The 21,667-nt window shown below is 60.3% G+C and carries 20 protein-coding genes; 5 read left to right on the top strand and 15 right to left on the bottom strand.

The window, feature by feature from the left end:
- The first annotated feature begins 30 nt into the window (after window positions 1-30).
- Window positions 31-2,385 carry a penicillin acylase family protein gene (locus GIW28_RS01530; protein WP_236446750.1) on the top strand — a complete coding sequence of 785 codons (2,355 nt, stop codon included), beginning with the start codon at window positions 31-33 and terminating at the stop codon, window positions 2,383-2,385.
- Between the two features lie 106 nt (window positions 2,386-2,491).
- Here GIW28_RS01530 and GIW28_RS01525 read toward each other — a convergent pair whose 3' ends face one another.
- A complete protein-coding gene (locus GIW28_RS01525; RefSeq protein ID WP_236446752.1) occupies window positions 2,492-3,400 on the bottom strand; it encodes an AraC family transcriptional regulator in 909 nt (302 codons plus the stop codon).
- Between the two features lie 99 nt (window positions 3,401-3,499).
- Between GIW28_RS01525 and GIW28_RS01520 the strand changes: the two genes are divergently transcribed.
- A complete protein-coding gene (locus GIW28_RS01520; protein ID WP_017139526.1) occupies window positions 3,500-3,853 on the top strand; it encodes a carboxymuconolactone decarboxylase family protein in 354 nt (117 codons plus the stop codon).
- Here GIW28_RS01520 and GIW28_RS01515 read toward each other — a convergent pair.
- On the bottom strand, window positions 3,831-4,796 hold the full coding sequence (locus tag GIW28_RS01515) for a GlxA family transcriptional regulator (RefSeq protein WP_236446754.1): 966 nt from the start codon (window positions 4,794-4,796) through the stop codon (window positions 3,831-3,833). The genes GIW28_RS01520 and GIW28_RS01515 overlap by 23 nt on opposite strands.
- A 256-nt stretch (window positions 4,797-5,052) precedes the next feature.
- Here GIW28_RS01515 and GIW28_RS01510 point away from each other — a divergent pair, with 256 nt between their 5' ends.
- Window positions 5,053-5,694, top strand: a complete 642-nt coding sequence (locus GIW28_RS01510; protein WP_176991644.1) for an HD domain-containing protein — start codon at window positions 5,053-5,055, stop codon at window positions 5,692-5,694.
- A gap of 131 nt (window positions 5,695-5,825) precedes the next feature.
- Here GIW28_RS01510 and GIW28_RS01505 read toward each other — a convergent pair whose 3' ends face one another.
- From GIW28_RS01505 to GIW28_RS01470, 8 genes are all read right to left on the bottom strand, one after another.
- The gene (locus tag GIW28_RS01505; protein ID WP_056860728.1) at window positions 5,826-6,710 is read right to left on the bottom strand and encodes an ABC transporter permease subunit; all 885 of its coding nucleotides are present in this window, start codon (window positions 6,708-6,710) and stop codon (window positions 5,826-5,828) included.
- Window positions 6,707-7,627: an ABC transporter permease subunit gene (locus GIW28_RS01500; protein ID WP_017139530.1), complete on the bottom strand. Its 921-nt coding sequence runs from the start codon at window positions 7,625-7,627 to the stop codon at window positions 6,707-6,709. Before GIW28_RS01500 ends, GIW28_RS01505 begins: the two co-directional genes overlap by 4 nt.
- Window positions 7,624-8,766: an ABC transporter ATP-binding protein gene (locus GIW28_RS01495; RefSeq protein ID WP_003195240.1), complete on the bottom strand. Its 1,143-nt coding sequence runs from the start codon at window positions 8,764-8,766 to the stop codon at window positions 7,624-7,626. The genes GIW28_RS01500 and GIW28_RS01495 overlap by 4 nt, the downstream gene beginning before the upstream one ends.
- A 65-nt stretch (window positions 8,767-8,831) precedes the next feature.
- Entirely contained in the window at window positions 8,832-9,926 is a 1,095-nt protein-coding gene (locus GIW28_RS01490; RefSeq protein WP_017139531.1) for a polyamine ABC transporter substrate-binding protein, read from the bottom strand.
- Between the two features lie 164 nt (window positions 9,927-10,090).
- Window positions 10,091-11,185, bottom strand: coding sequence for a polyamine ABC transporter substrate-binding protein (locus GIW28_RS01485; RefSeq protein WP_058421218.1), 1,095 nt, complete (start codon window positions 11,183-11,185; stop codon window positions 10,091-10,093).
- Window positions 11,186-11,380: 195 nt separating this feature from the next.
- Window positions 11,381-12,745 carry an aspartate aminotransferase family protein gene (locus tag GIW28_RS01480; protein ID WP_017139533.1) on the bottom strand — a complete coding sequence of 455 codons (1,365 nt, stop codon included), beginning with the start codon at window positions 12,743-12,745 and terminating at the stop codon, window positions 11,381-11,383.
- Window positions 12,746-12,803: 58 nt separating this feature from the next.
- Entirely contained in the window at window positions 12,804-14,162 is a 1,359-nt protein-coding gene (locus tag GIW28_RS01475) for a glutamine synthetase family protein (RefSeq protein ID WP_236490375.1), read from the bottom strand.
- Window positions 14,163-14,201: 39 nt separating this feature from the next.
- A complete protein-coding gene (locus tag GIW28_RS01470; protein ID WP_017139535.1) occupies window positions 14,202-14,981 on the bottom strand; it encodes a gamma-glutamyl-gamma-aminobutyrate hydrolase family protein in 780 nt (259 codons plus the stop codon).
- 278 nt (window positions 14,982-15,259) lie between these two features.
- On the opposite strand from GIW28_RS01470, the gene GIW28_RS01465 reads away from it, so the two are divergent.
- Both GIW28_RS01465 and GIW28_RS01460 read left to right on the top strand, forming a co-directional pair.
- On the top strand, window positions 15,260-16,636 hold the full coding sequence (locus tag GIW28_RS01465) for a glutamine synthetase family protein (RefSeq protein ID WP_003213894.1): 1,377 nt from the start codon (window positions 15,260-15,262) through the stop codon (window positions 16,634-16,636).
- Between the two features lie 219 nt (window positions 16,637-16,855).
- The gene (locus GIW28_RS01460; protein WP_017139536.1) at window positions 16,856-17,485 is read left to right on the top strand and encodes a TetR/AcrR family transcriptional regulator; all 630 of its coding nucleotides are present in this window, start codon (window positions 16,856-16,858) and stop codon (window positions 17,483-17,485) included.
- 122 nt (window positions 17,486-17,607) lie between these two features.
- Here the strand turns inward: GIW28_RS01460 and GIW28_RS01455 are convergent, their stop codons facing one another.
- Genes GIW28_RS01455 through GIW28_RS01435 form a run of 5 tightly spaced genes read right to left on the bottom strand, consistent with a single transcriptional unit; the run spans window position 17,608 to window position 21,586 of the window.
- Window positions 17,608-17,823, bottom strand: a complete 216-nt coding sequence (locus tag GIW28_RS01455) for a TOBE domain-containing protein (protein ID WP_003213899.1) — start codon at window positions 17,821-17,823, stop codon at window positions 17,608-17,610.
- Between the two features lie 19 nt (window positions 17,824-17,842).
- Complete coding sequence (gene ssuB, locus GIW28_RS01450) at window positions 17,843-18,649, bottom strand: aliphatic sulfonates ABC transporter ATP-binding protein (RefSeq protein ID WP_017139537.1); 807 nt, start codon at window positions 18,647-18,649, stop codon at window positions 17,843-17,845.
- The gene (gene ssuC / locus GIW28_RS01445) at window positions 18,646-19,434 is read right to left on the bottom strand and encodes an aliphatic sulfonate ABC transporter permease SsuC (RefSeq protein WP_017139538.1); all 789 of its coding nucleotides are present in this window, start codon (window positions 19,432-19,434) and stop codon (window positions 18,646-18,648) included. The genes ssuB and ssuC overlap by 4 nt, the downstream gene beginning before the upstream one ends.
- 9 nt (window positions 19,435-19,443) lie before the next feature.
- On the bottom strand, window positions 19,444-20,592 hold the full coding sequence (gene ssuD, locus GIW28_RS01440; protein WP_017139539.1) for an FMNH2-dependent alkanesulfonate monooxygenase: 1,149 nt from the start codon (window positions 20,590-20,592) through the stop codon (window positions 19,444-19,446).
- Window positions 20,593-20,617: 25 nt separating this feature from the next.
- Window positions 20,618-21,586, bottom strand: coding sequence for a sulfonate ABC transporter substrate-binding protein (locus tag GIW28_RS01435; RefSeq protein ID WP_017139540.1), 969 nt, complete (start codon window positions 21,584-21,586; stop codon window positions 20,618-20,620).
- Between the last annotated feature and the right edge of the window lie 81 nt (window positions 21,587-21,667).

The raw sequence follows: 21,667 nt of genomic DNA, 5'->3' as shown, positions 1-21,667 counted from the left end.
CCTTCAAGGTGACTGACTCAAGGACCGTCCATGAAACGCAGCCTGACCGTGCTCGCTATCCTGATTGCCGCCCTCTTGGCCGGCGCTGGCTGGTATGTGTACAGCAAGCAACCGACCCGCCAGGGCACCGAGACACTGGCCAACCTGCAAGGCGCCGTCACGGTGCGTTATGACGACCGTGGCGTGCCGCACATTCGCGCCGAGAACGAGACCGACCTGTACCGCGCCCTGGGCTATGTGCATGCCCAGGACCGGCTGTTCCAGATGGAAATCATGCGGCGCCTGGCCCGTGGCGAGCTGGCCGAGGTGCTGGGGCCGAAGGTGCTGGAGACCGACAAGCTGTTTCGCAGCCTGCGCATTCGCGAGCGCGCCTTGAGTTACGTCGAGCACATGGACCACGACTCGGCAGCCTGGAAGGCCTTGCAAGCCTACCTGGATGGCATCAACCAATATCAGGACAGCCACGCCAGCCCCGTGGAGTTTGACGTGCTGGGCATTCCTAAACGACGGTTTACCGCCGAAGACACCATCAGTGTTGCCGGGTATATGGCCTACAGCTTTGCTGCCGCGTTTCGTACCGAGCCGCTGCTGACTTACGTGCGCGACCAGCTCGGCAGCGACTACCTGAAAGTCTTCGACCTCGACTGGCAACCCAAGGGCGCCCTCAACCTGGCCGCCAGTGACTGGAAATCCCTCGGCGCCCTTGCCACCTTGAGCGACAAGGCCCTGGCCGACAACGGTTTGCCGCAGTTCGAAGGCAGCAACGCCTGGGCCATCAGCGGCAGCCGCACCAAAAGCGGCAAACCGTTGCTGGCCGGTGACCCGCATATCCGTTTCTCGGTGCCGTCGGTGTGGTACGAGGCGCAATTGTCGGCGCCGGGTTTTGAGCTGTACGGCTATCACAACGCACTGGTGCCGGTGGCGTTTTTGGGGCACAACCTGGATTTCGGCTGGAGCCTGACCATGTTCCAGAACGATGACCTCGACCTGATCGCCGAAAAGGTCAACCCGGACAACCCCAACCAGGTCTGGTACCACGGCCAATGGGTCAACATGACCAGCAGCGAACAGCAGATTGCGGTCAAGGGCCAGGCGCCGGTGACGCTCACCCTGCGTCAGTCGCCCCACGGCCCGATCATCAATGACGTGCTGGGCGAGAATGCCGGCAGCACGCCGATTGCCATGTGGTGGGCGTTCCTCGACACCGAAAACCCTATCCTCGAAGGCTTCTACGAACTCAACCGCGCCGACACCCTGGCCAAAGTGCGCGCCGCCGCTGCCAAGGTGTCCGCGCCGGGCCTGAATATCGTGTGGGCGAATGCCAAGGGCGATATCGGCTGGTGGGCGGCGGCGCAGTTGCCGATCCGCCCGGCCGGCGTTAACCCGGCATTCATTCTCGACGGCAGCACCGCCCAGGCCGACAAGCTGGGCTTCTACCCGTTCAGCGCCAACCCACAGGAAGAAAACCCGGCCCGTGGTTATGTGGTGTCGGCCAACGCCCAGCCGGCCTCGCCCACTGGCATGGAGATTCCTGGTTACTACAACCTCGCCGACCGCGGCCAGCAGTTGAACACGCAGTTGAGCGATAAAAGCGTGAAGTGGGACGTGAACAACAGCCAGGCCTTGCAATTGGGCACCACCACCGCCTACGGCCCACGCCTGCTGGCGCCGCTGTTGCCGGTGCTGCGTGAAGTGGTCAAGGACCCGGCGCAGTTGAAACTGGTGGAGCAGCTTGCAAGCTGGAAAGGCGACTACCCGCTGGACTCCACCAGCGCCACGCTGTTCAACCAGTTTCTGTTCAACCTCACCGACGCGGCCTTCCACCCGAAACTGGGCGATGCGATGTTCAAAACCCTGATCACCACGCGGGTGATCGACGCCGCACTGCCACGCCTGACCGCCTCGGCGGACTCGCCATGGTGGAACGGCAAGCGCGCGGACACGGTAAAACTCGCCTGGGACAACAGCCTCGCGCACCTCAAGGCCACCTTTGGCGATGACCCGTCGCAATGGCAGTGGGGCAAGGCCCATACCCTGACCCATGGGCATCCGTTGGGCATGCAGAAGCCACTGGACAAGATTTTCAACGTCGGCCCATTCCCGGCGCCCGGCACCCACGAAGTGCCGAATAACCAATCGGCCATGATCGGCCCTGCGCCGTGGCCCGTGACCTATGGCCCGTCGACCCGGCGCCTGATCGACTTTGCCGACCCGGCCCATGCATTGACCATCAACCCCGTGGGGCAAAGCGGGGTGCCGTTTGACTCGCACTATGGCGACCAGGCGGAAACCTATATCGAGGGTGGGTACGAGCAGGCGCATTTCAGTGAGGAAGAGGTGACGGCGAATACCCGTGGCACGCTGAAGCTGTTGCCTGCCCGGTAACAGCCTGTAAACCCGATCAATGTGGGAGCTGGCTTGTGTGGGAGCTGGCTTGCCTGCGATAGCATCAACTCGGTCCATCAGGCAGACCGAGTTGATGCTATCGCAGTTAGTCTGTGTTCGCCCGCATCCGCCCCGGCGCCTCGCCATAGGTTTCCTTGAACTTCTTGCTGAACGCCGCCTGGGACTGGTAACCCACCTGCGCCGCGATATCCAGCAGGCTCAGGCGCGACTGGCGCAGCAGGTTGAATGCCAGCTCCATGCGCAGCTGCGTCAGCAGCACCCACGGCGACACGCCCGCGACTTTCACAAACGCCCGCATGAAGGTGGCCCGCGACATGGTGGCGGCTGCCGCCAGGCTGTCGATGGTCCACTCATGGCCGGGCTCGGCCAGCATCGCCTGCCAGGCTTTGCTCAGGCGCTTGTCGGCGAGCAAAGCGAAGGTGCCCGCCACCGGCGCCTGGCGGGTCAGCCAGGTGCGCAGGATCAGAGTGAACAAGGCCGACGACAGCGCGTCGATAAACGAGCGTGCGCCCAGTTGCTGGCCGTCCGCTTCGCTGCGCAGTAAAGCAATCAACGCGGCCAACTGCCCATCGCCCTGCCACTCACGGCTCGATACCACCAAAAATTCCGGCAACGCACCAAGCAACAACGATTGGCGGTTGTAGTGAAAGTTGCCGCAGAGCATGTCCACTTCCGGCCGTTCGCCACCCAGGCGATACACCGGCAGTACACCGCCTTCGATCAGGGTGGGCTGCACCGGCCGAATCCGCTCACCCTGGCTGCGCAGCAAATGGGTTGCGCCACCGGGCATCAACAGGATGTCGCCCTCCTCCAGCGTCACCTGCTGGCCGCCCGACAACTCGGCGTGGCAGGTGCCCGCCAGCACAATGTGATACGGCGCCACGCCCAGCGGCTCAGGCCCGTGGTCCATGGCCCACGCGCCCTGGAACTGGCAGCGCAGATCCAGACTGCCGCGCAGGTTGGCCAACGCAATCAGGGTGTCGATAGAGTTCATTTGCGAGCATCGGTCAAAAAGGTGAGTGGATCGAACAAAAGCGCCAAACCTGAACCGCGCAGACTGGCTTCACACCCAACCCGTTCAGGAGTTACCGCAATGTTCAATAACTGGTCCAACTTGCTTGCTAACGTAAACAAAACCTTTGGCGCGCTGGGCAAGAGCAACCCGAAGATGGTCAAAGCCTACATGGCGCTGGGCGAGGCTGCCGAGGAAAACCAAGTACTCGACGCCAAGACCCGTGAGCTGATTTCCATCGCCGTGGCCATCACCACGCGCTGCGACGGCTGTATCGCCGCGCATGCCGACGCGGCGATCAAGGCCGGCGCGACCCGAGAAGAAGTTGCCGCCACCCTGGCCACCGCCATCTCGCTGAATGCCGGTGCTGCGTACATCTATTCGCTGCGCGCGCTGGAAGCCTACGACACGCTCACACCGGCGCCGCAAAGTTAAGCCGGAACTGTTGCGGCGTCACGCCCAGCCGGCGGTTGAACACACTGCGCATGTGCTGGGCGTCACGGAAACCGCATTGATAGGCCACAGTCTTGAGCGGTGCGGGGCTGCTTTCGAGCATCACCCGCGCCGCGTCCACTCGCGCCCGCTCGACAAACTCGGCAGGCGTTATGCGCGCCTCACGAGCAAATACCCGAGAGAAATTACGCGCACTCATGTTGGCCGCCTTGGCCAGATCGGCAATGGTCAAATCCCCGGTCAAGTTCGCCAGTACGTAAAGCTGCACCAACGCCACCGCCGAAGTGCTTTCGGCGTGAGGCGTGAGGAACGGGCTGAACTGCGACTGCCCGCCCGAGCGCTGGGTGAACACCACCAGTCGCTTGGCCACGCTCAGCGCAACTTCCGGGCCGTGATCCTGGGCCAGCAGGTACAGCGACAGGTCGATGCCAGCCGTGACGCCCGCCGAGGTGTAGAGATTACCGTCCTGCACGTAGAGACGGTCGGCATCCACCTGGGCCGAGGGGCACAGGCGCGCCAGGTCGGCGGCATCGTTCCAGTGCGTGGTGACGGTTTTGCCATCGAGCAACCCGGCGCGCGCCAGCATGAAGGCGCCATTGCAGATCGAGCCAAAGCGCTGTGCGCGTGCGGCGGCACCGCGCAGCCAATCATCAAACTGGGCGCCGAAATCCTCGAAGGGCAGCTGAGGGCCACCAGCGATCAGCAGCAAGTCGTAGGCTTGCAGGGCTTCGGGGTAATGCCGATGGGCCTGCAATGAAAGGCCGTTAGAGGCGGCCATCGTACCGTGGCCCAGGCCGATCACTTCAAGCTGATAATGGTCTTCGGGCAGCAGGAAACGGTTGGCCTCGCAGAACACATCCATGGGGCCGGTCACGTCCAGTGACTGGACGCCGGGGAAGATCAGGATGGCGACGGTTTTGCCCATGAACAACACACCTTCTACTGGAGGAACATAAACCCCTGTGGGAGCTGGCTTGCCTGCGATGGCCTCCCCTCAGTCTAACTGACAGACCGAGTCGTCAGCATCGCAGGCAAGCCAGCTCCCACATTTGACCGCATGTGGCTTGATATCGAGCCACATTGGCCGACATCGCACCCTCGCAGCGATAGCCCCATCGCGGGCACGCGACCAGACTTCACTCATCGGCGCCGCCCCCGGCGCTTTGTTGAGGAGAACGACCATGAGCAACTCCATCGCCGGCATCCAGATCCCGGACAGCGCCCTGGCCAAGGCCACTACCGAATACATCCGCGACGTCGAGTCCGACCTGCTGTACCACCACTCGCGCCGGGTGTTTCTGTTCGGTGCGTTGAGCGGTGAGCGCAAGCAACTGGCCTACAACCCGGAGCTGCTTTACGTCGGCGCGATGTTCCATGACCTGGGCCTGGTCGAAGGCCATCGCAGTGACAACGAGCGTTTCGAAGTGGACGGCGCCAATGCAGCGGCCGCGTTCCTCAAGCCTTACGGGCTGAGCGATGACGATATCGAACAAGTCTGGTTGTCGATCGCCCTGCACACCACGCCGGGTGTACCGCAGCACTTGCGCCCGACCGTGGCGCTGGTGACCGCTGGTGTCGAGATGGACGTACTGGGCATGGACTACGCCACCTTTTCCAGCATGCAGCGCGAAGCCGTGGTGCATGCGCATCCACGCGGCGCAGGGTTCAAGGAATGCATCATCTGCGCGTTTGCCGACGGCTTGCGTCATCGCCCGCAGACCACGTTTGGCAACGTGAAGACCGATGTGTTGGTGGATCAGGAGCCGGGGTTCAAGCCGATGAATTTTGTCGAGGTGATTCGCAAGTCGCCGTGGGCTGCATAGTTGACTTGAAATGCAATCAAATGTGGGAGCTGGCTTGCCTGCGATAAGGCCATGTCAGTCGACTCATCCTTCGACTGACACACCGCTATCGCAGGCAAGCCAGCTCCCACATTGTTTACGTGTTGCGCCAGTTAGACCGGCGCAGGCGCCCGGCGCTTGTCCGGTTGCTGCCAACCGTCCGCCGCCGCTTCTTCGATGGCTTGTTGGATCGCCTTCTTGCGCATCTCTTCGGCCCGACGGCTGAAGAACCACACCAGGAAGGTCACCAGCGACACCGCCAGCAGAATCAAACTGGCCACGGCGTTGATCTCGGGTTTAACCCCCAGACGTACTGCCGAGAACACTTCCATCGGCAACGTAGTCGAACCCGGCCCCGACACGAAGCTGGCCAGTACCAGGTCGTCCAGCGACAGCGCGAACGACATCATGCCGCCCGCTGCCAGGGACGGCGCGATCATCGGGATGGTGATCAGGAAGAACACCTTCCATGGCCGTGCACCCAAGTCCATCGCCGCTTCTTCGATCGACAGGTCCAGCTCACGCAAGCGCGCCGACACCACGACCGCCACATACGCCGCACAGAACGTGGTGTGGGCGATCCAGATGGTGACGATGCCACGTTCCTGGGGCCAGCCGATCATCTGCGCCATCGCCACGAACAGCAGCAACAGCGACAGACCGGTGATCACTTCGGGCATCACCAATGGCGCAGTCACCAGGCCGCCGAACAGCGTGCGGCCCTTGAAGTGGCTGATACGGGTCAGCACGAACGCCGCCAGCGTACCCAATGCCACCGCCGCAACGGCGGTGTAGCAGGCGATTTCCAGCGAGCGCGCCACCGAGCCCATCAACTGGGTGTTGTCCAGCAAGCCCACGTACCACTTGATCGACCAACCGCCCCACACCGTCACCAGTTTGGATTCGTTGAACGAGTAGATCACCAGGATCAGCATCGGCAGGTAGATAAACAGCAACCCCGCCACCAGCATGAAACTCGAGAAACTGAAGCGCTTCATATCTTGCCCTCCATCTCTTTGGCTTGGCTGCGGTTAAACAGGATGATCGGCACGATCAGGATCGCCAGCATCACCACCGCCAGGGCAGACGCCACCGGCCAGTCACGGTTGTTGAAGAATTCTTGCCACAGCACTTTACCGATCATCAGGGTTTCCGGGCCGCCGAGCAGTTCAGGAATCACGAACTCGCCCACCACCGGGATAAACACCAGCATGCAACCGGCGATGATGCCGTTCTTGGACAGCGGCACGGTGATTTTCCAGAAGCTGTTGAAGGTGCTCGAACCCAGGTCCGATGCGGCTTCCAGCAGGCTCTGGTCGTGTTTAACCAGGTTGGCGTACAGCGGCAGGATCATGAACGGCAGGTACGAATAGACCACGCCGATATACACCGCAATGTTGGTGTTGAGGATCTGCAGCGGCTCGTTGATCAGCCCGATGGACATCAGGAAGCCGTTGAGCAACCCGTTGTTGCTGAGGATGCCCATCCACGCATACACGCGGATCAGGATCGCGGTCCAGGTCGGCATCATGATCAGCAGCACCAGCACGGTCTGCATCTCTTTGCGCGCGCTGGCAATGGCGTAGGCCATCGGGTAGCCGATCAACAGGCACAAGATCGTGCTGAAAAACGCCATCTTCAGCGAGCCGAGGTAGGCGGCGATGTACAGCTCATCGTCGCCGAGCATCGCGTAGTTGCCCAGGTTGAGCACCAATTGCAGCTTTTGCTCAACGAAGGTGTAGATCTCGGTGTAAGGCGGGATCGCCACGTCGGCTTCGGCAAAGCTGATCTTCAGGACGATGAAGAACGGCAGCGCAAAAAACAGGAACAGCCAGAGGAAAGGGATCCCGATGACCACATGCCGGCCACCGGGTGTTATTCGTTGCAGTTGGCGTTTGAACTTCTTCATGTTCATGAGCGAAGTACCACGCCGCTGTCGTCTTCCCACCACACGTACACCTGGTCACCCCAGGTTGGGCGCTGGCCACGGCGTTCGGCGTTGGCCACAAAGGACTGCACCAGCTTGCCGCTCGGCAGTTCCACGTAGAACACCGAATGGCCGCCCAGGTAGGCGATGTCGTGCACCTTGCCGCTGGACCAGTTGTGCTCGCAGGTCGGCATTTCGGTGGTGACCAGCAGCTTTTCCGGGCGGATCGCGTAGGTCACCGACTTGTCTTCCACCGAGGTGGCGATGCCGTAGCCCACGTAGATGTCGCGGTCCAGGTCCGGGCACTTGAGCACCGCGTGGCCTTCGGCGTCGTCCACCACTTGGGTGTCGAAAATGTTCACGTTGCCGATGAACTCGCACACCAGGCGGCTGGTTGGGGTTTCGTAGATGTCGATCGGGCTGCCGATCTGCGCGATCCAACCCAGGTGCATGATCGCGATGCGCTCGGCCATGGTCATGGCCTCTTCCTGGTCGTGGGTCACCATCACGCAAGTCACGCCGACGCGCTCGATGATTTCCACCAGTTCCAGCTGCATCTGCGAACGCAGCTTTTTGTCCAATGCGCCCATCGGCTCATCGAGCAGCAGCAGTTTCGGGCGCTTGGCCAGGGAACGTGCCAACGCCACACGCTGGCGCTGGCCACCGGACAGCTGGTGCGGCTTGCGCTTGGCGTACTGGCTCATCTGCACCAGCTTGAGCATCTCGGCCACGCGGGCGTCGACTTCAGCCTTGGGGATCTTGTCCTGTTGCAGGCCGAAGGCGATGTTCTGCGCCACGGTCATGTGTGGGAACAAGGCGTAGGACTGGAACATCATGTTGATCGGCCGCTCGTAGGGCGGCATGTCGGTGATGTCCACACCGTCGAGGTAGATGCGACCTTCCGTTGGGCGCTCGAAGCCTGCGAGCATGCGCAGCAGGGTGGATTTGCCCGAACCCGAGCCGCCGAGCAAGGCGAAGATCTCGCCTTTTTTGATTTCCAGGGACACATCGTCCACGGCAATCGTCTCGTCGAACTTCTTCGTGACCCGGTCGATTTTGACCAACACCTTTTTCGGTGTCTGGTCGCCCTCGAGGGCTTTCTTATAGGCGCCGGAGGCAACTGCCATTTACGAAACTCCCAACAAAATTTGAGGTTCGCCCAAGACGGGCAAAACCTTGGATAGTTTGAGCTTTACTTGCCCGTCTTGACCTTGGTCCAGCTACGGGTCATTAAACGTTGCACTTTCGGGGGTAGCTCGAAGTTGACGAACGTCCGGTCGAGAACCGCCTGCGGTGGGTAAACCGCTGCGTCAGTGCGTATCGATTGCTCCATCAGTTTGTCCGCGCCTGGGTTAGGGTTGGCGTAACCGACTTGATCACTGACCTGAGCGATCACCTCAGGTTGCAGTAAATAGTTGATGAAGGCGTGGGCCTCTTTGACGTTGGTGGCGTCCTTGGGAATCGCCAGCACGTCAAACCACAAATTGCCGCCTTCTTTGGGAATCGTGTAGGCGATGTTCACGCCTTTGCCAGCCTCGGCCGCACGGGCCTTGGCCTGGAACACATCACCGGAGAAACCGGCCGCCACGCAAATGTTGCCGTTGGCCAGGTCCGAGATGTATTTGGAAGAATGGAAATAGGTCACGTAGGGCCGCACTTTGAGCAGCTTCTCTTCGGCCTTCTTGTAGTCTTCAGGGTTGGTGCTGTTGGGGTTCAGGCCCATGTAGTTGAGCACCGCCGGCAGCATTTCATCGGCCGAGTCCATGAACGAAACGCCACAGGTGGCGAGTTTCTTCATGTTCTCCGGCTCGAACAGCACGGCCCAGGAGTCGATATGGTCGACGCCCAGCACTTCTTTGACTTTATCGACGTTGTAGCCAATGCCGTTGGTACCCCACAGGTACGGCACGGAATACTGGTTACCTGGATCGTTCTTTTCCAGGCGCTTCAGCAGCGCCGGGTCGAGGTTGGCATAGTTTGTCAGCAATGACTTATCGAGCTTCTGGAACGCGCCAGCCTTGATCTGCTTGCCGAGAAAATGGTTGGACGGCACCACCACGTCGTAACCGGTACGACCGGCGAGCAACTTGCCTTCCAGGGTTTCGTTGGAATCAAACACGTCATACACGGGCTTGATGCCTGTCGCCTTTTCAAAGTTGGCCAGGGTGTCCGGGCCAATGTAGTCCGACCAGTTATAAATATGCACCGTCGGTGCGGCCTGCACGCTCACAGCCAGCGTGATACCTGCACCCACCAGCATGGCTTTGCGAAATAAAGAAATTGGCAAGTGGAGGTCCTCTTAAATAGTTGGGCCTTAAAGTTGTTGCCCGGCAACAAAACCGGCGCGCAACTTACCCTCGATAAACCGATCCGGCAAAACTTTCTGTCATTTAATTTTTGTGAACGGGTTTGTGCAGGAGCGGGCAAGCCCGCTCCCACAGGTTTCAACGTTTATTTACCCGATTTGATCTTGGTCCAGCTGCGTGTCATTTCACGCTGGGTTGCAGCCGGCAAGTCAGCAATGGCGTAGAGCTTGGCCTGCACATCGGCTGGCGGGTAGATGCCCGGGTCGCTGGTGATGTCTTTGTCGACCAGTGCGGTAGCCTTCTCGTTACCGTTCGGGAAACGCACGCTGTTGGTGATCGAGGCCATGACTTCCGGCTTGAGCAGGTAGTTCATGAACTTGTAGGCGGCGTCGACGTTTTCGGCATCTTTAGGGATGGCGACCATGTCGAAGAAGCTGCCGGCGCCTTCTTTCGGAATGTCGTAGGCCACTTTGACCTTGCCACCGGCTTCAGCCGCGCGGGACTTGGCCTGCTGGATGTCACCCGAGTAACCCACGGCTACGCAGATGTTGCCGTTGGCCAGGTCCGAGATGTACTTGGACGAGTGGAAGTAGCCGATCGATGGGCGCAGCTTGAGGAACAGGTCTTCAGCTTGCTTGAGGTCAGCTTTCTTCTGGGTGTCGGTCGGCAGGCCCAGGTAGTGCAGTGCCACCGGGAGCATTTCGGTTGGCGAATCAAGGAAGCTCACACCACAGCTTTTCAGCTTGGCGATGTTTTCAGGCTTGAGCAGCACGTCCCACGAGTCGATCTTGTCGATACCCAGTGCAGCCTTGACCTTCTCCGGGTTGTAGCCGATGCCGATCGAGCCCCACATGTACGGGAAGGCGTGCTTGTTGTCCGGGTCGCTGATCGACACGGCTTTGAGCAGGGATTTATTCAGGTTGTCGTAGTTAGTCAGCTTGGACTTGTCCAGCTCCTGATAGACACCGGCCTTGATCTGCTTGGCGAGGAAGTTGTTCGACGGCACGACGATGTCGTAACCGGACTTGCCTGCCAGCAACTTGGCTTCGAGGGTCTCGTTGCTGTCAAAAACGTCGTACACCACCTTGATGCCGGACTCTTTTTCAAAGTTGGCGATGGTGTCCGGTGCAATGTAGTCGGACCAGTTGTACACATGCAGGACTTTATCGTCTGCCTGGGCCGCGCCCGCCATTGCGCCCAACAGGGACAAGGCGAGGAGGGTCTTGCCAGCGTTCTTCAAACCTAATGCCTTCATTTGGTGATGCTCCAATTTTTCTTTTTTGGGCCACGTTCTTACAGTGTTAAGCGGCCCGTCTAAAGGGCAACAAAACAGGGCGACAGTCTGGCAAGTTCCGAGGCCGGCTTTCAACCAAAGCCTCATTTATAGCTGCTCAGAATGCAGCGCCCGAAAGCCGCTGCGTTCTGAGCCTAGCACTTAGCCCTGCAATGCCGCCAAAGTCAGGTCCAGGCAGTGGCGAGCCTTGGTCACCAGCTCGTCGATTTCCGCGTTGCTGATTACCAGCGGCGGCGAAATGATCATGGTGTCGCCCACGGCGCGCATGATCAGGCCATTCTCGAAGCAGAACGTGCGGCAGATCATGCCCACACCACGGCCTTCGTAACGTTTGCGCGTGGCCTTGTCCTGCACCAGCTCAATCGCCCCGAGCATGCCCACACCGCGCACTTCACCCACCAGCGGGTGATCAGCCAGTTCCCTCAGACGTTTCTGCAAATACGGTGCCGCTTCTTCGTGCACCCGCTTAATGATTTTTTCATCACGCATGATGCGGATGTTTTCCAGGGCCACGGCGGCGGCCACCGGGTGACCGGAATAGGTGAAGCCGTGGTTGAAATCGCCGCCTTCATTGAGCACGGCAACCACGTCGTCATGCACGATCAAGCCGCCCATGGGGATGTAACCCGAGGTCAGGCCTTTGGCGATGGTCATCATGTGGGGCTTGAGGTCGTAGAAATCACTGCCAAACCACTCACCGGTGCGGCCAAAACCGCAGATCACTTCGTCGGCGACGAACAGGATGTCGTACTTGGCGAGGATTTCCTTGATGCGCGGCCAGTAGGTCTCAGGCGGCACGATCACGCCACCGGCACCCTGGATCGGCTCGGCAATAAAGGCCCCGACGTTGTCCACGCCCAGTTCCAGAATCTTTTCTTCCAACTGGTTGGCAGCCCAGATCCCGAACTCTTCCGGGCTCATGTCGCCGCCGTCGCCATACCAGTACGGCTGGGCGATGTGGGTGATGCCCGGAATCGGCAGGTCGCCCTGTTCATGCATATAGGTCATGCCGCCCAGGCTCGCGCCGGCCACGGTGGAACCGTGGTAGCCATTCTTGCGGCTGATGATGGTTTTCTTGTTCGGCTGGCCCTTGACCGCCCAGTAGTGGCGGACCATGCGCAGCATGGTGTCGTTGCCTTCGGAGCCGGAACCGGTAAAGAACACGTGGTTCATGCCGGCAGGCGCGACATCGGCAATGACTTTGGCCAACTCCAGCACCGGCGGGTGCGCGGTCTGGAAGAACAGGTTGTAGTACGGCAGTTCTTTCATCTGCTTGGCGGCGGCGTCAGCCAGTTCATCGCGACCGTAACCGATCGCCACGCACCACAGGCCGGCCATGCCGTCGAGGATCTTGTTGCCTTCGCTGTCCCACAGGTAAACGCCGTGGGCTTTGGTGATGATCCGTGGGCCTTTCTCTTTCAATTGCTTGAAGTCGCTGAACGGCGCCAGGTGGTGATCATTGCTCAAGGCTTGCCATTCACGGGTTTGCGGGTTGTTGCTGGACATACCGGTCTCCTAGACTTTTCGGTGAAGGGCGCGCGGGTTGCCCCGCGCGCCCGGCGCATCAGACGGCGAAGAGCAGGAATTCCCGCTCCCACGAACTGATCACGCGCTTGAAGTTTTCATGCTCGGCCCGCTTGACCGCGACGTAGCCTGTGATGAATTTCTGCCCCAGGTACTTCTCGATGGTCTTGCTGTTTTCCATGCGCTCCAGGGCGTCTTCGATGGTCAACGGCAGGCGCAGGTTGCGGCGCTCGTAACCACGACCCACTACAGGTGCGCTGGGGTTATGGCCTTCGACCATGCCGATGTAGCCACACAGCAAGCTGGCGGCAATCGCCAGGTACGGGTTGGCATCGGCGCCTGGCAGGCGGTTTTCGACACGGCGGTTCTGCGGGCCGGCATCCGGTACACGCAGGCCGACGGTGCGGTTCTCTTCGCCCCACTCCACGTTAACCGGCGCCGAGGTGTCGGGCAGGAAGCGGCGGAACGAGTTCACGTTGGGGGCAAACAGCGGCAGCAATTCAGGGATGAATTTCTGCAGGCCGCCAATGTGGTTCAGGAACAGCTGGCTCATGGTCCCGTCTTCATTAGAGAAGACGTTTTTGCCGGTGGCGATGTCGATGATGCTCTGGTGCAGGTGCATCGCGCTGCCCGGCTCGCCGGTCATCGGCTTGGCCATAAAGGTGGCGGCCACGTTGTGCTTGAGCGCGGCTTCACGCATGGTGCGCTTGAACACCAGGATCTGGTCGGCCAGGGACAAAGCATCGCCGTGACGGAAGTTGATTTCCATCTGCGCCGTGCCGTCCTCGTGAATCAGCGTGTCGAGGTCCAGCTCCTGCAGTTCGCACCAGTCGTAGACGTCTTCGAACAACGGGTCGAATTCGTTGGCGGCTTCTATAGAGAAGGACTGGCGGCCCGTCTCCGGGCGACCGGAACGGCCAATCGGCGGTTGCAACGGGAAGTCCGGGTCTTCGCAGCGCTGGGTCAGGTAGAACTCCATCTCCGGCGCCACGATCGGCTGCCAGCCCCGGTCGGAATAGAGCTTGAGTACCTTCTTGAGCACGTTGCGCGGCGACAGCTCGATGGGGTTGCCTTGTTTGTCGTAGGTGTCGTGGATCACCTGGGCGGTGGGCTCGATGGCCCAAGGCACCAGGAATACCGCGTTCTGGTCGGGGCGGCAGATCATGTCGATGTCGGCCGGGTCGAGCAATTCGTAATAGATGTCGTCTTCGACATAGTCGCCGGTCACGGTCTGCAACAGAACGCTCTCGGGCAGGCGCATGCCTTTTTCGGCGATGAACTTGTTGGTCGGCGAGATCTTGCCCCGGGTGATGCCCGTGAGGTCGCCAATCATGCATTCGACTTCTGTGATCTTGTGGTCTTTCAACCAATCGGTGAGCTGGTCGAGGTTGTTACTCATAAATGCCTCTGGGCTGTGTTTCCTGACATCCATTAAAGGTCAGGCGTTGGTTGACGCAGCATCCGCGTCGCGTTGCATCGCCCGCTTTCGACAAGCCGAGCCAAAGGCCTGGAAGATCGCGAGGTAGTGCGGGTTAGAGCTTACCTGCCATTCGGGGTGCCATTGCACTCCTAAAGCAAAAGCCTTGCCCGACGTGTAAGAAAAAGCTTCGATCAACCCATCGGGTGCGGTCGCTTCGACCTGCATACCCGGCGCCAGGCGATCAACGCCCTGGCTATGAATCGAGTTGACCTGGATCGTCGGCGGCAAACCCAGGCCTGCCAATACCCCATTGGGGGTAATCGCCACGGCGTGCGCCGGGCCGTACTGGACTTCCAGCGGCTGGGTCTCGTCTTCGCGGTGATCCATCATGCCCGGCACTTCATGAACCTTCTGGTGCAGGCTGCCGCCGAACGCCACGTTCATTTCCTGAAAGCCACGGCAGATGCCCAGCACCGGCACGCCGGCCGCAATCGCGGCGCGCAGCAACGGCAAGGTGGTCTGGTCGCGTGCAGAATCATGAGCAGTCCCGGGCGCGCTGGCCGGACCATCGTAGTGAAAGGGTTCGATATTGGACGGGGAGCCGGTAAAGAGAATGCCATCCAGGCCGTCAAGAATATTGGCCGGGTCGAGCAGATCACCCAAGGATGGAATGATCAATGGCAAGCCCTTGGCAGCGACTGCGACTGCACGGACGTATTTGTCGCCACTGATGTGATAAGCATGCAAACCGACCTGTTTGGAGCAGGCGGTGACGCCGATTAACGGCAGGCGAGACATGAAGCACCCCGGTATTATTGCTGTTATGGGTTTGAATCGAGCTTAGCCTTGTTCATTTTTTTACACAACACCCCCGTAAAAAATACAACACGGCCCGCTTTAGCCTGCTAGTCCCAAGCCCTTCAAACCCAAAAAACCGCCCCAAAAAGCCCCAAAAAAGGCCTCAAGGCGCTTTTTTAGGGCAAAAAAGGCCTCGCTTGACTTCGGCATGCCGTTCGGGTTGACTGAAACCAGAAAAGATCAATGATTGATATTTTTAACAACAAAGGTGTTGCATCATGTCGGTACCCCCGCGTGCCGTTCAGCTTAACGAAGCGAACGCGTTCCTTAAGGATCATCCTGAGGTTCTGTACGTAGACCTTCTAATTGCGGATATGAATGGTGTGGTGCGCGGTAAGCGCATCGAACGCACCAGCCTCCACAAGGTTTACGAGAAGGGCATTAACCTGCCTGCCTCTTTATTTGCCCTGGATATCAACGGCTCGACGGTGGAAAGCACCGGCCTGGGTCTGGACATCGGTGATGCTGACCGAATCTGTTATCCAATCCCCGACACCCTGTGCAATGAACCCTGGCAAAAGCGCCCAACCGCGCAACTGCTGATGACCATGCACGAACTTGAAGGTGAACCTTTCTTCGCCGATCCTCGCGAAGTGCTCCGCCAAGTTGTAAGCAAATTTGACGACCTCGGTCTGACCATCTGCGCCGCCTTCGAGCTTGAGTTCTACCTGATCGACCAGGAGAACGTGAACGGCCGCCCACAACCGCCCCGCTCGCCGATCTCCGGCAAACGCCCGCACTCGACACAGGTGTACCTGATCGACGACCTCGACGAATACGTCGACTGCCTCCAGGACATTCTGGAAGGTGCCAAAGAGCAAGGCATCCCGGCTGACGCCATCGTCAAGGAAAGTGCCCCGGCGCAGTTCGAAGTGAACCTGCACCACGTCGCCGACCCGATCAAGGCCTGCGACTACGCGGTACTGCTCAAGCGCCTGATCAAGAACATCGCCTACGACCATGAGATGGACACCACCTTCATGGCCAAGCCTTACCCAGGCCAGGCAGGCAACGGTTTGCACGTACACATCTCCATTTTGGACAAGGACGGCAAGAATATTTTTGCCAGCGAGGATCCCGAGCAGAACGCCGCATTGCGTCACGCGATCGGCGGTGTGCTCGAGACCCTGCCCGCCCAAATGGCGTTCCTGTGCCCCAACGTCAACTCCTACCGTCGTTTCGGCGCACAGTTCTACGTGCCGAACTCGCCGTGCTGGGGCCTGGATAACCGCACTGTGGCCATTCGCGTACCCACCGGCTCGTCCGATGCCGTGCGTATCGAACACCGCGTGGCCGGTGCCGACGCCAACCCGTACCTGCTGATGGCTTCGGTCTTGGCGGGCGTGCACCACGGTCTTACCAACAAGATCGAGCCTGGCGCTCCAGTGGAAGGCAACAGCTACGAGCAGAACGAACAGAGCCTGCCGAACAACCTGCGCGATGCATTGCGTGAGTTGGACGACAGCGAGGTGATGGCCAAGTACATCGATCCTAAATACATCGATATCTTCGTCGCCTGTAAGGAAAGTGAGCTGGAAGAGTTTGAACACTCCATCTCCGACCTTGAGTACAACTGGTATCTGCATACGGTGTAAGCCGTTGCTGCTTTAAAAAATGCCGCAGGCTTTATGGCCTGCGGCATTTTTTTGAGTTTATTCCGGTAGACCGCGTTGTATTCATCGCAGGCAAGCCAGCTCCCACACTTGAATGCGTTCACAGATCAAAGTGTGGGAGCTGGCTTGCCTGCGATGAGGCCCTGGCAGACAACACACCCTCCTGCTCATACAATGCGCTCTGCCTTGTAGGAGACTTCCATGCCCACCCGCCCCGCCGCCACTCGCAAACCCCGCGCCCGCAGCCAGGCCCGGATCGATGCGATCCTCGACGCCGCCCGCACCTTGCTGGCGAGCGAAGGCGTGGCGAGCTTGTCGATCTACAGCGTGGCCGAACGGGCGCAGATCCCACCGTCGTCGGTGTATCACTTTTTCGCCAGCGTGCCGGCGCTGCTGGAGGCATTGACCGCCGATGTCCATGCCGCTTTCCGCGCGGCGATCCAGGCCCCCATCGAGCATGATTCACTCAAGGTGTGGCGCGACCTGTCCTCTATCGTCGAGCAACGCATGCTCAGCATCTACAGCAACGACGCGGCTGCACGCCAGTTGATCCTGGCGCAACACGGGCTTGCCGAAGTGACCCAGGCGGACCGTCAGCATGATTTGGAGCTGGGGGATTTAATGCTTGAAGTATTCAACCGCCACTTCGAAGTGCCGACCTTGCCCACCGACGTGGACGTGTTCGCGTTGGCGCTGGAGTTGAGCGACCGCGTGTACGCGCGCTCGGTGCATCAGCATGGGCAGATTACGCCGCGCATGGCCGAAGAAGGGATGCGGGTGTTTGATGCGTATGTGGGGCTTTATTTGCCGGCGTATTTGCCCAAGCGCTGATCGTTCCCACGCTCTGCGTGGGAATGCCGCCTGGGACGCTCCGCGTCCCGCCTGCATTGCGGTGACGCAGAGCGTCACGAGATGCATTACCACGCGGAGCGTGGGAACGATCAGTGGAGTGATCACAACTTGGCGATCGACACCTCGGTGGACTTCACAAAGGCAATCACTTCGCTGCCAATCACCAGTTCCAGCTCTTTGACCGAGCGGGTAGTGATCACCGAAGTCACGATGCCGGACGCGGTCTGCACGTCGATTTCCGACAGCACGTCGCCTTCGACGATTTCCTTGATTGTGCCTTTGAACTGGTTACGTACGTTGATGGCTTTGATAGTCATGATGGTTTTCCTCTATGAGTTATTGAGCCCAACGCAATTGCGTAGGCAGCGGTGAAACAGGTTCAGGTTCCGGCGGTGAGCCTGGCAGCGACAGCACCCGGTTAAGCACTTCAGCTTCCAGCGCGGCCAGGCGATGTGAGCCACGGGCACGCGGGCGTGGCAGGTCGACTATCAGGTCGAGGCCGATTTCGCCGTCTTCAATCAGAATCACGCGGTCAGCAATCGCCACGGCTTCGCTGACATCATGGGTGACCAGCAACACGGTGAAGCCGTGCTTCTGCCAAAGATTTTCGATCAGTTGCTGCATCTCGATGCGGGTCAGGGCGTCCAGCGCCCCCAACGGCTCATCGAGCAGCAACAGGCGCGGCTGGTGAATCAACGCGCGAGCCAAAGCCACGCGTTGCTTCTGGCCACCGGACAAGGCCGCCGGCCACTCATTGGCGCGCTCGGCCAAACCCACTGCCTCCAACGCTTCCAATGCCTTGGGACGCCAGTTGCCTTTAAGGCCCAGGCCCACGTTGTCGATGATTTTTTTCCACGGCAGCAAACGCGCTTCCTGGAACATCAACCGCGTGTCTTCAATCGCCTCGCTCAACGGCGCGGAGCCGGCCAGCAGCTCGCCGCCACTGGCTTTATCCAGGCCTGCGAGCAGACGCAGCAAGGTACTTTTGCCGCAGCCGCTGCGGCCGACCACGGCCACGAACTGACCGGCCGGAATGTGCAGATCAATCTCTTTGAGTACTTCCCGCGCACCAAAGGCCTTGCGCAATTTGCGCACCGCCAGCGGGATGCCCTTGAGCAGGCGCGGAGGTTGTTGAGCGGTCATGCCGCACCTCCTTTATTCACTTGGTAAGCCGGATGCCAGCGCAGCCACACACGTTCCAGGCCACGCGCCGCGAGGTCGGCGAGCTTGCCGAGGATGGCGTAGAGCACAATCGCCAGTACCACCACGTCGGTTTGCAGGAATTCGCGGGCGTTCATCGCCAGGTAACCGATGCCGGAACTGGCCGAGATGGTTTCCGCCACGATCAGCGTCAGCCACATAAAGCCCAGGGCGAAGCGCACGCCCACCAGAATCGAAGGCAACGCGCCCGGCAGGATCACTTGCCAGAACAGGCTGAAACCGGACAAACCGTAGCTGCGCGACATCTCCACCAGCGCCGGGTCGACGTTGCGGATGCCGTGGTAGGTATTCAGGTAAATCGGGAACAGCGTGCCGAGGGCGACCAGGAAAATCTTCGCGGTCTCGTCAATGCCGAACCACAAAATCACCAGCGGAATCAACGCCAGGTGCGGCACGTTGCGGATCATCTGCACCGAGCTGTCCAGCAGGCGCTCGCCCCACTTCGACAGGCCGGTGATAAAGCCCAGGGCCAAACCGATGCTGCCACCGATCACAAAGCCCAGCCCGGCACGCCAGCCGCTGATGGCCAGGTGCGTCCAGATTTCGCCGCTGCGTACCAGGTTGACGCCCGCTTCGATCACGGCGCTGGGCGCCGGCAGAATGCGCGTCGACAACCAGCCCGCCGACACCGACAACTGCCACACCGCCAGCAGTAAAATCGGCAGCACCCAGGGCGCAACACGATGACTTAATTTTTCAAAATCCATAATGGCGCCTCAGCTCTGCGACGCAGCTTTGGGAAGGATGTCGTTGGCGACCATTTCGCCGAACGGGCTGACGTAACCGGCGCTTTTTGGCAGCTCGGGACGCTCGATATCCAGGTGCGGGAACAACAACTCGGCAACCCGATACGACTCTTCCAGGTGTGGGTAACCGGAGAAGATAAAAGTGTCGATGCCCAGCGCCGCGTATTCCTTGACCCGCGCCGCAACGGTTGGGCCGTCACCCACCAGTGCGGTGCCGGCACCGCCGCGCACTAGGCCGACACCGGCCCACAGGTTGGGGCTGACTTCGAGGTTGTCGCGGTTGCCACCGTGCAAAGCGGCCATACGCTGCTGGCCAACCGAGTCGAAACGCGCCAGGGATGCCTGGGCGCGGGCGATGGTTTCGTCATCCAGATGGGAAATCAGTTTGTCGGCGGCTTTCCACGCTTCATCGTTGGTTTCGCGCACGATGACATGCAGGCGAATACCGAAGCGCACGGTGCGCCCAAGTTTTGCTGCCTTGGCCCGCACCTGCTCGATCTTTTCCGCGACGGCGGCCGGTGGTTCGCCCCAGGTCAACACCATTTCCACCTGTTCGGCTGCCAAGTCCTGGGCGGCTTCAGAGGAGCCGCCGAAGTACAGCGGCGGACGTGGCTGCTGGATCGGCGGATAGAGCAATTTGGCGCCTTTGACGCTGATGTGCTCGCCGTCGTAATCCACGGTTTCGCCTTCGAGCACGCGGCGCCAGATGCGGGTGAATTCCACCGAGGCCTGGTAGCGCTCTTCGTGGCTGAGGAACAAGCCATCGCCGGCCAGCTCTTCCGGATCACCGCCGGTGACCAGGTTGAACAAAGCGCGCCCGCCGGACAACCGGTCCAGGGTCGCGGCCTGACGCGCCGCCACCGTCGGGGAGATGATGCCGGGGCGCAGCGCGACAAGGAATTTCAGTCGCTGGGTTACCGGGATCAGCGAGGCGGCGACCAGCCACGAGTCTTCACAGGAGCGGCCGGTAGGAATCAGCACCCCACCGAACCCCAGGCGGTCAGCCGCCTGGGCCACTTGCTGCAGATAACCGTGATCGACGGCGCGGGCGCCTTCGGCGGTGCCAAGGTAATGGCCGTCGCCGTGGGTAGGCAGGAACCAGAAAATATTGAGGCTCATGGAGTTGTCTCCTGAAGAAGTCGGATTACGGCGCTTTGGCGACGGCGGCGGATGGAGTCCAGATCACGTCCTTGATGCTCAAGGGTTTGGGGATCAATTTGAGCTGGTAGAAGGTGTCGGCGATTTTCTGCTGGGCGGCGACCACTTCCGGGGTCAGGAACAGCGCGCCGTAGCCTTGGCGCTTGACCGAGGTCAGGGTGATGTCCGCCGGCAAGCCGAGCAGTGGCGCGACTTGTTCGGTTACTTCCTGAGGGTTGGCCTTGGACCATTCGCCCACTGCGCGCACTTCTTCCACCAGCGCCTTGATCACGTCCGGGTGCTGCGTGGCGTAGGGCTTGGTGGCCAGGTAGAACTGGTGGTTGTCGGCAATGCCGGTGCCGTCACGCAGGGTGCGCGCTTGCAGTTGTTTCTCGGCGGCTGCCTGGTACGGGTCCCAGATCACCCAGGCATCGACGCTGCCACGCTCGAACGCGGCGCGGGCATCGGCGGGTGGCAGGAAGATGGTGTGCACGTCGGTGTATTTGAGGCCGGCATCTTCCAGGGCACGTACCAACAGGTAGTGCACGTTGGAGCCTTTGTTGAGCACGATTTTCTTGCCCTTGAGCTCGGCCACCGATTTGATCGTCGAATCCTTGGGCACCAGGATCGCTTCACTGGTCGGCGCGGGTGGCTCATAGGCGACGTAGAGCAAATCTGCACCCGCCGCCTGGGCGAACACGGGCGGCGTTTCGCCGGTGACACCAAAGTCGATCGCACCGACGTTCAGGCCTTCGAGCAACTGCGGGCCACCGGGGAATTCGGTCCATTGCACTTGCACGCCCTGGGCGGCCAGGCGTTTTTCCAGCGAGCCCTTGGCTTTGAGCAGCACCAGCGTGCCGTACTTCTGATAACCGATCCGCAACGTCTCGGCGGCCTGGGCTTGAACAATGGCGCCGAAGGACACAGCCGCAGCAAACAGTGCGACCAGACCACGACGCAAGATGACAGTGCGCATGGCGCTCTCTCCAAATAATGCGATGAGGGGGTTGGCTGCACCTGCTTGGCCGTTGGCGGCTGAGTAAGGTGAGTACTACAA

The sequence above is a fragment of the Pseudomonas sp. PA-5-4B genome, from assembly GCF_021606215.1.
In the GTDB taxonomy this organism is placed as follows: domain Bacteria; phylum Pseudomonadota; class Gammaproteobacteria; order Pseudomonadales; family Pseudomonadaceae; genus Aquipseudomonas; species Aquipseudomonas edaphica.
Note: the sequence above shows the minus strand (reverse complement) of the source record. Positions and strands in the feature narration are given on the sequence as shown.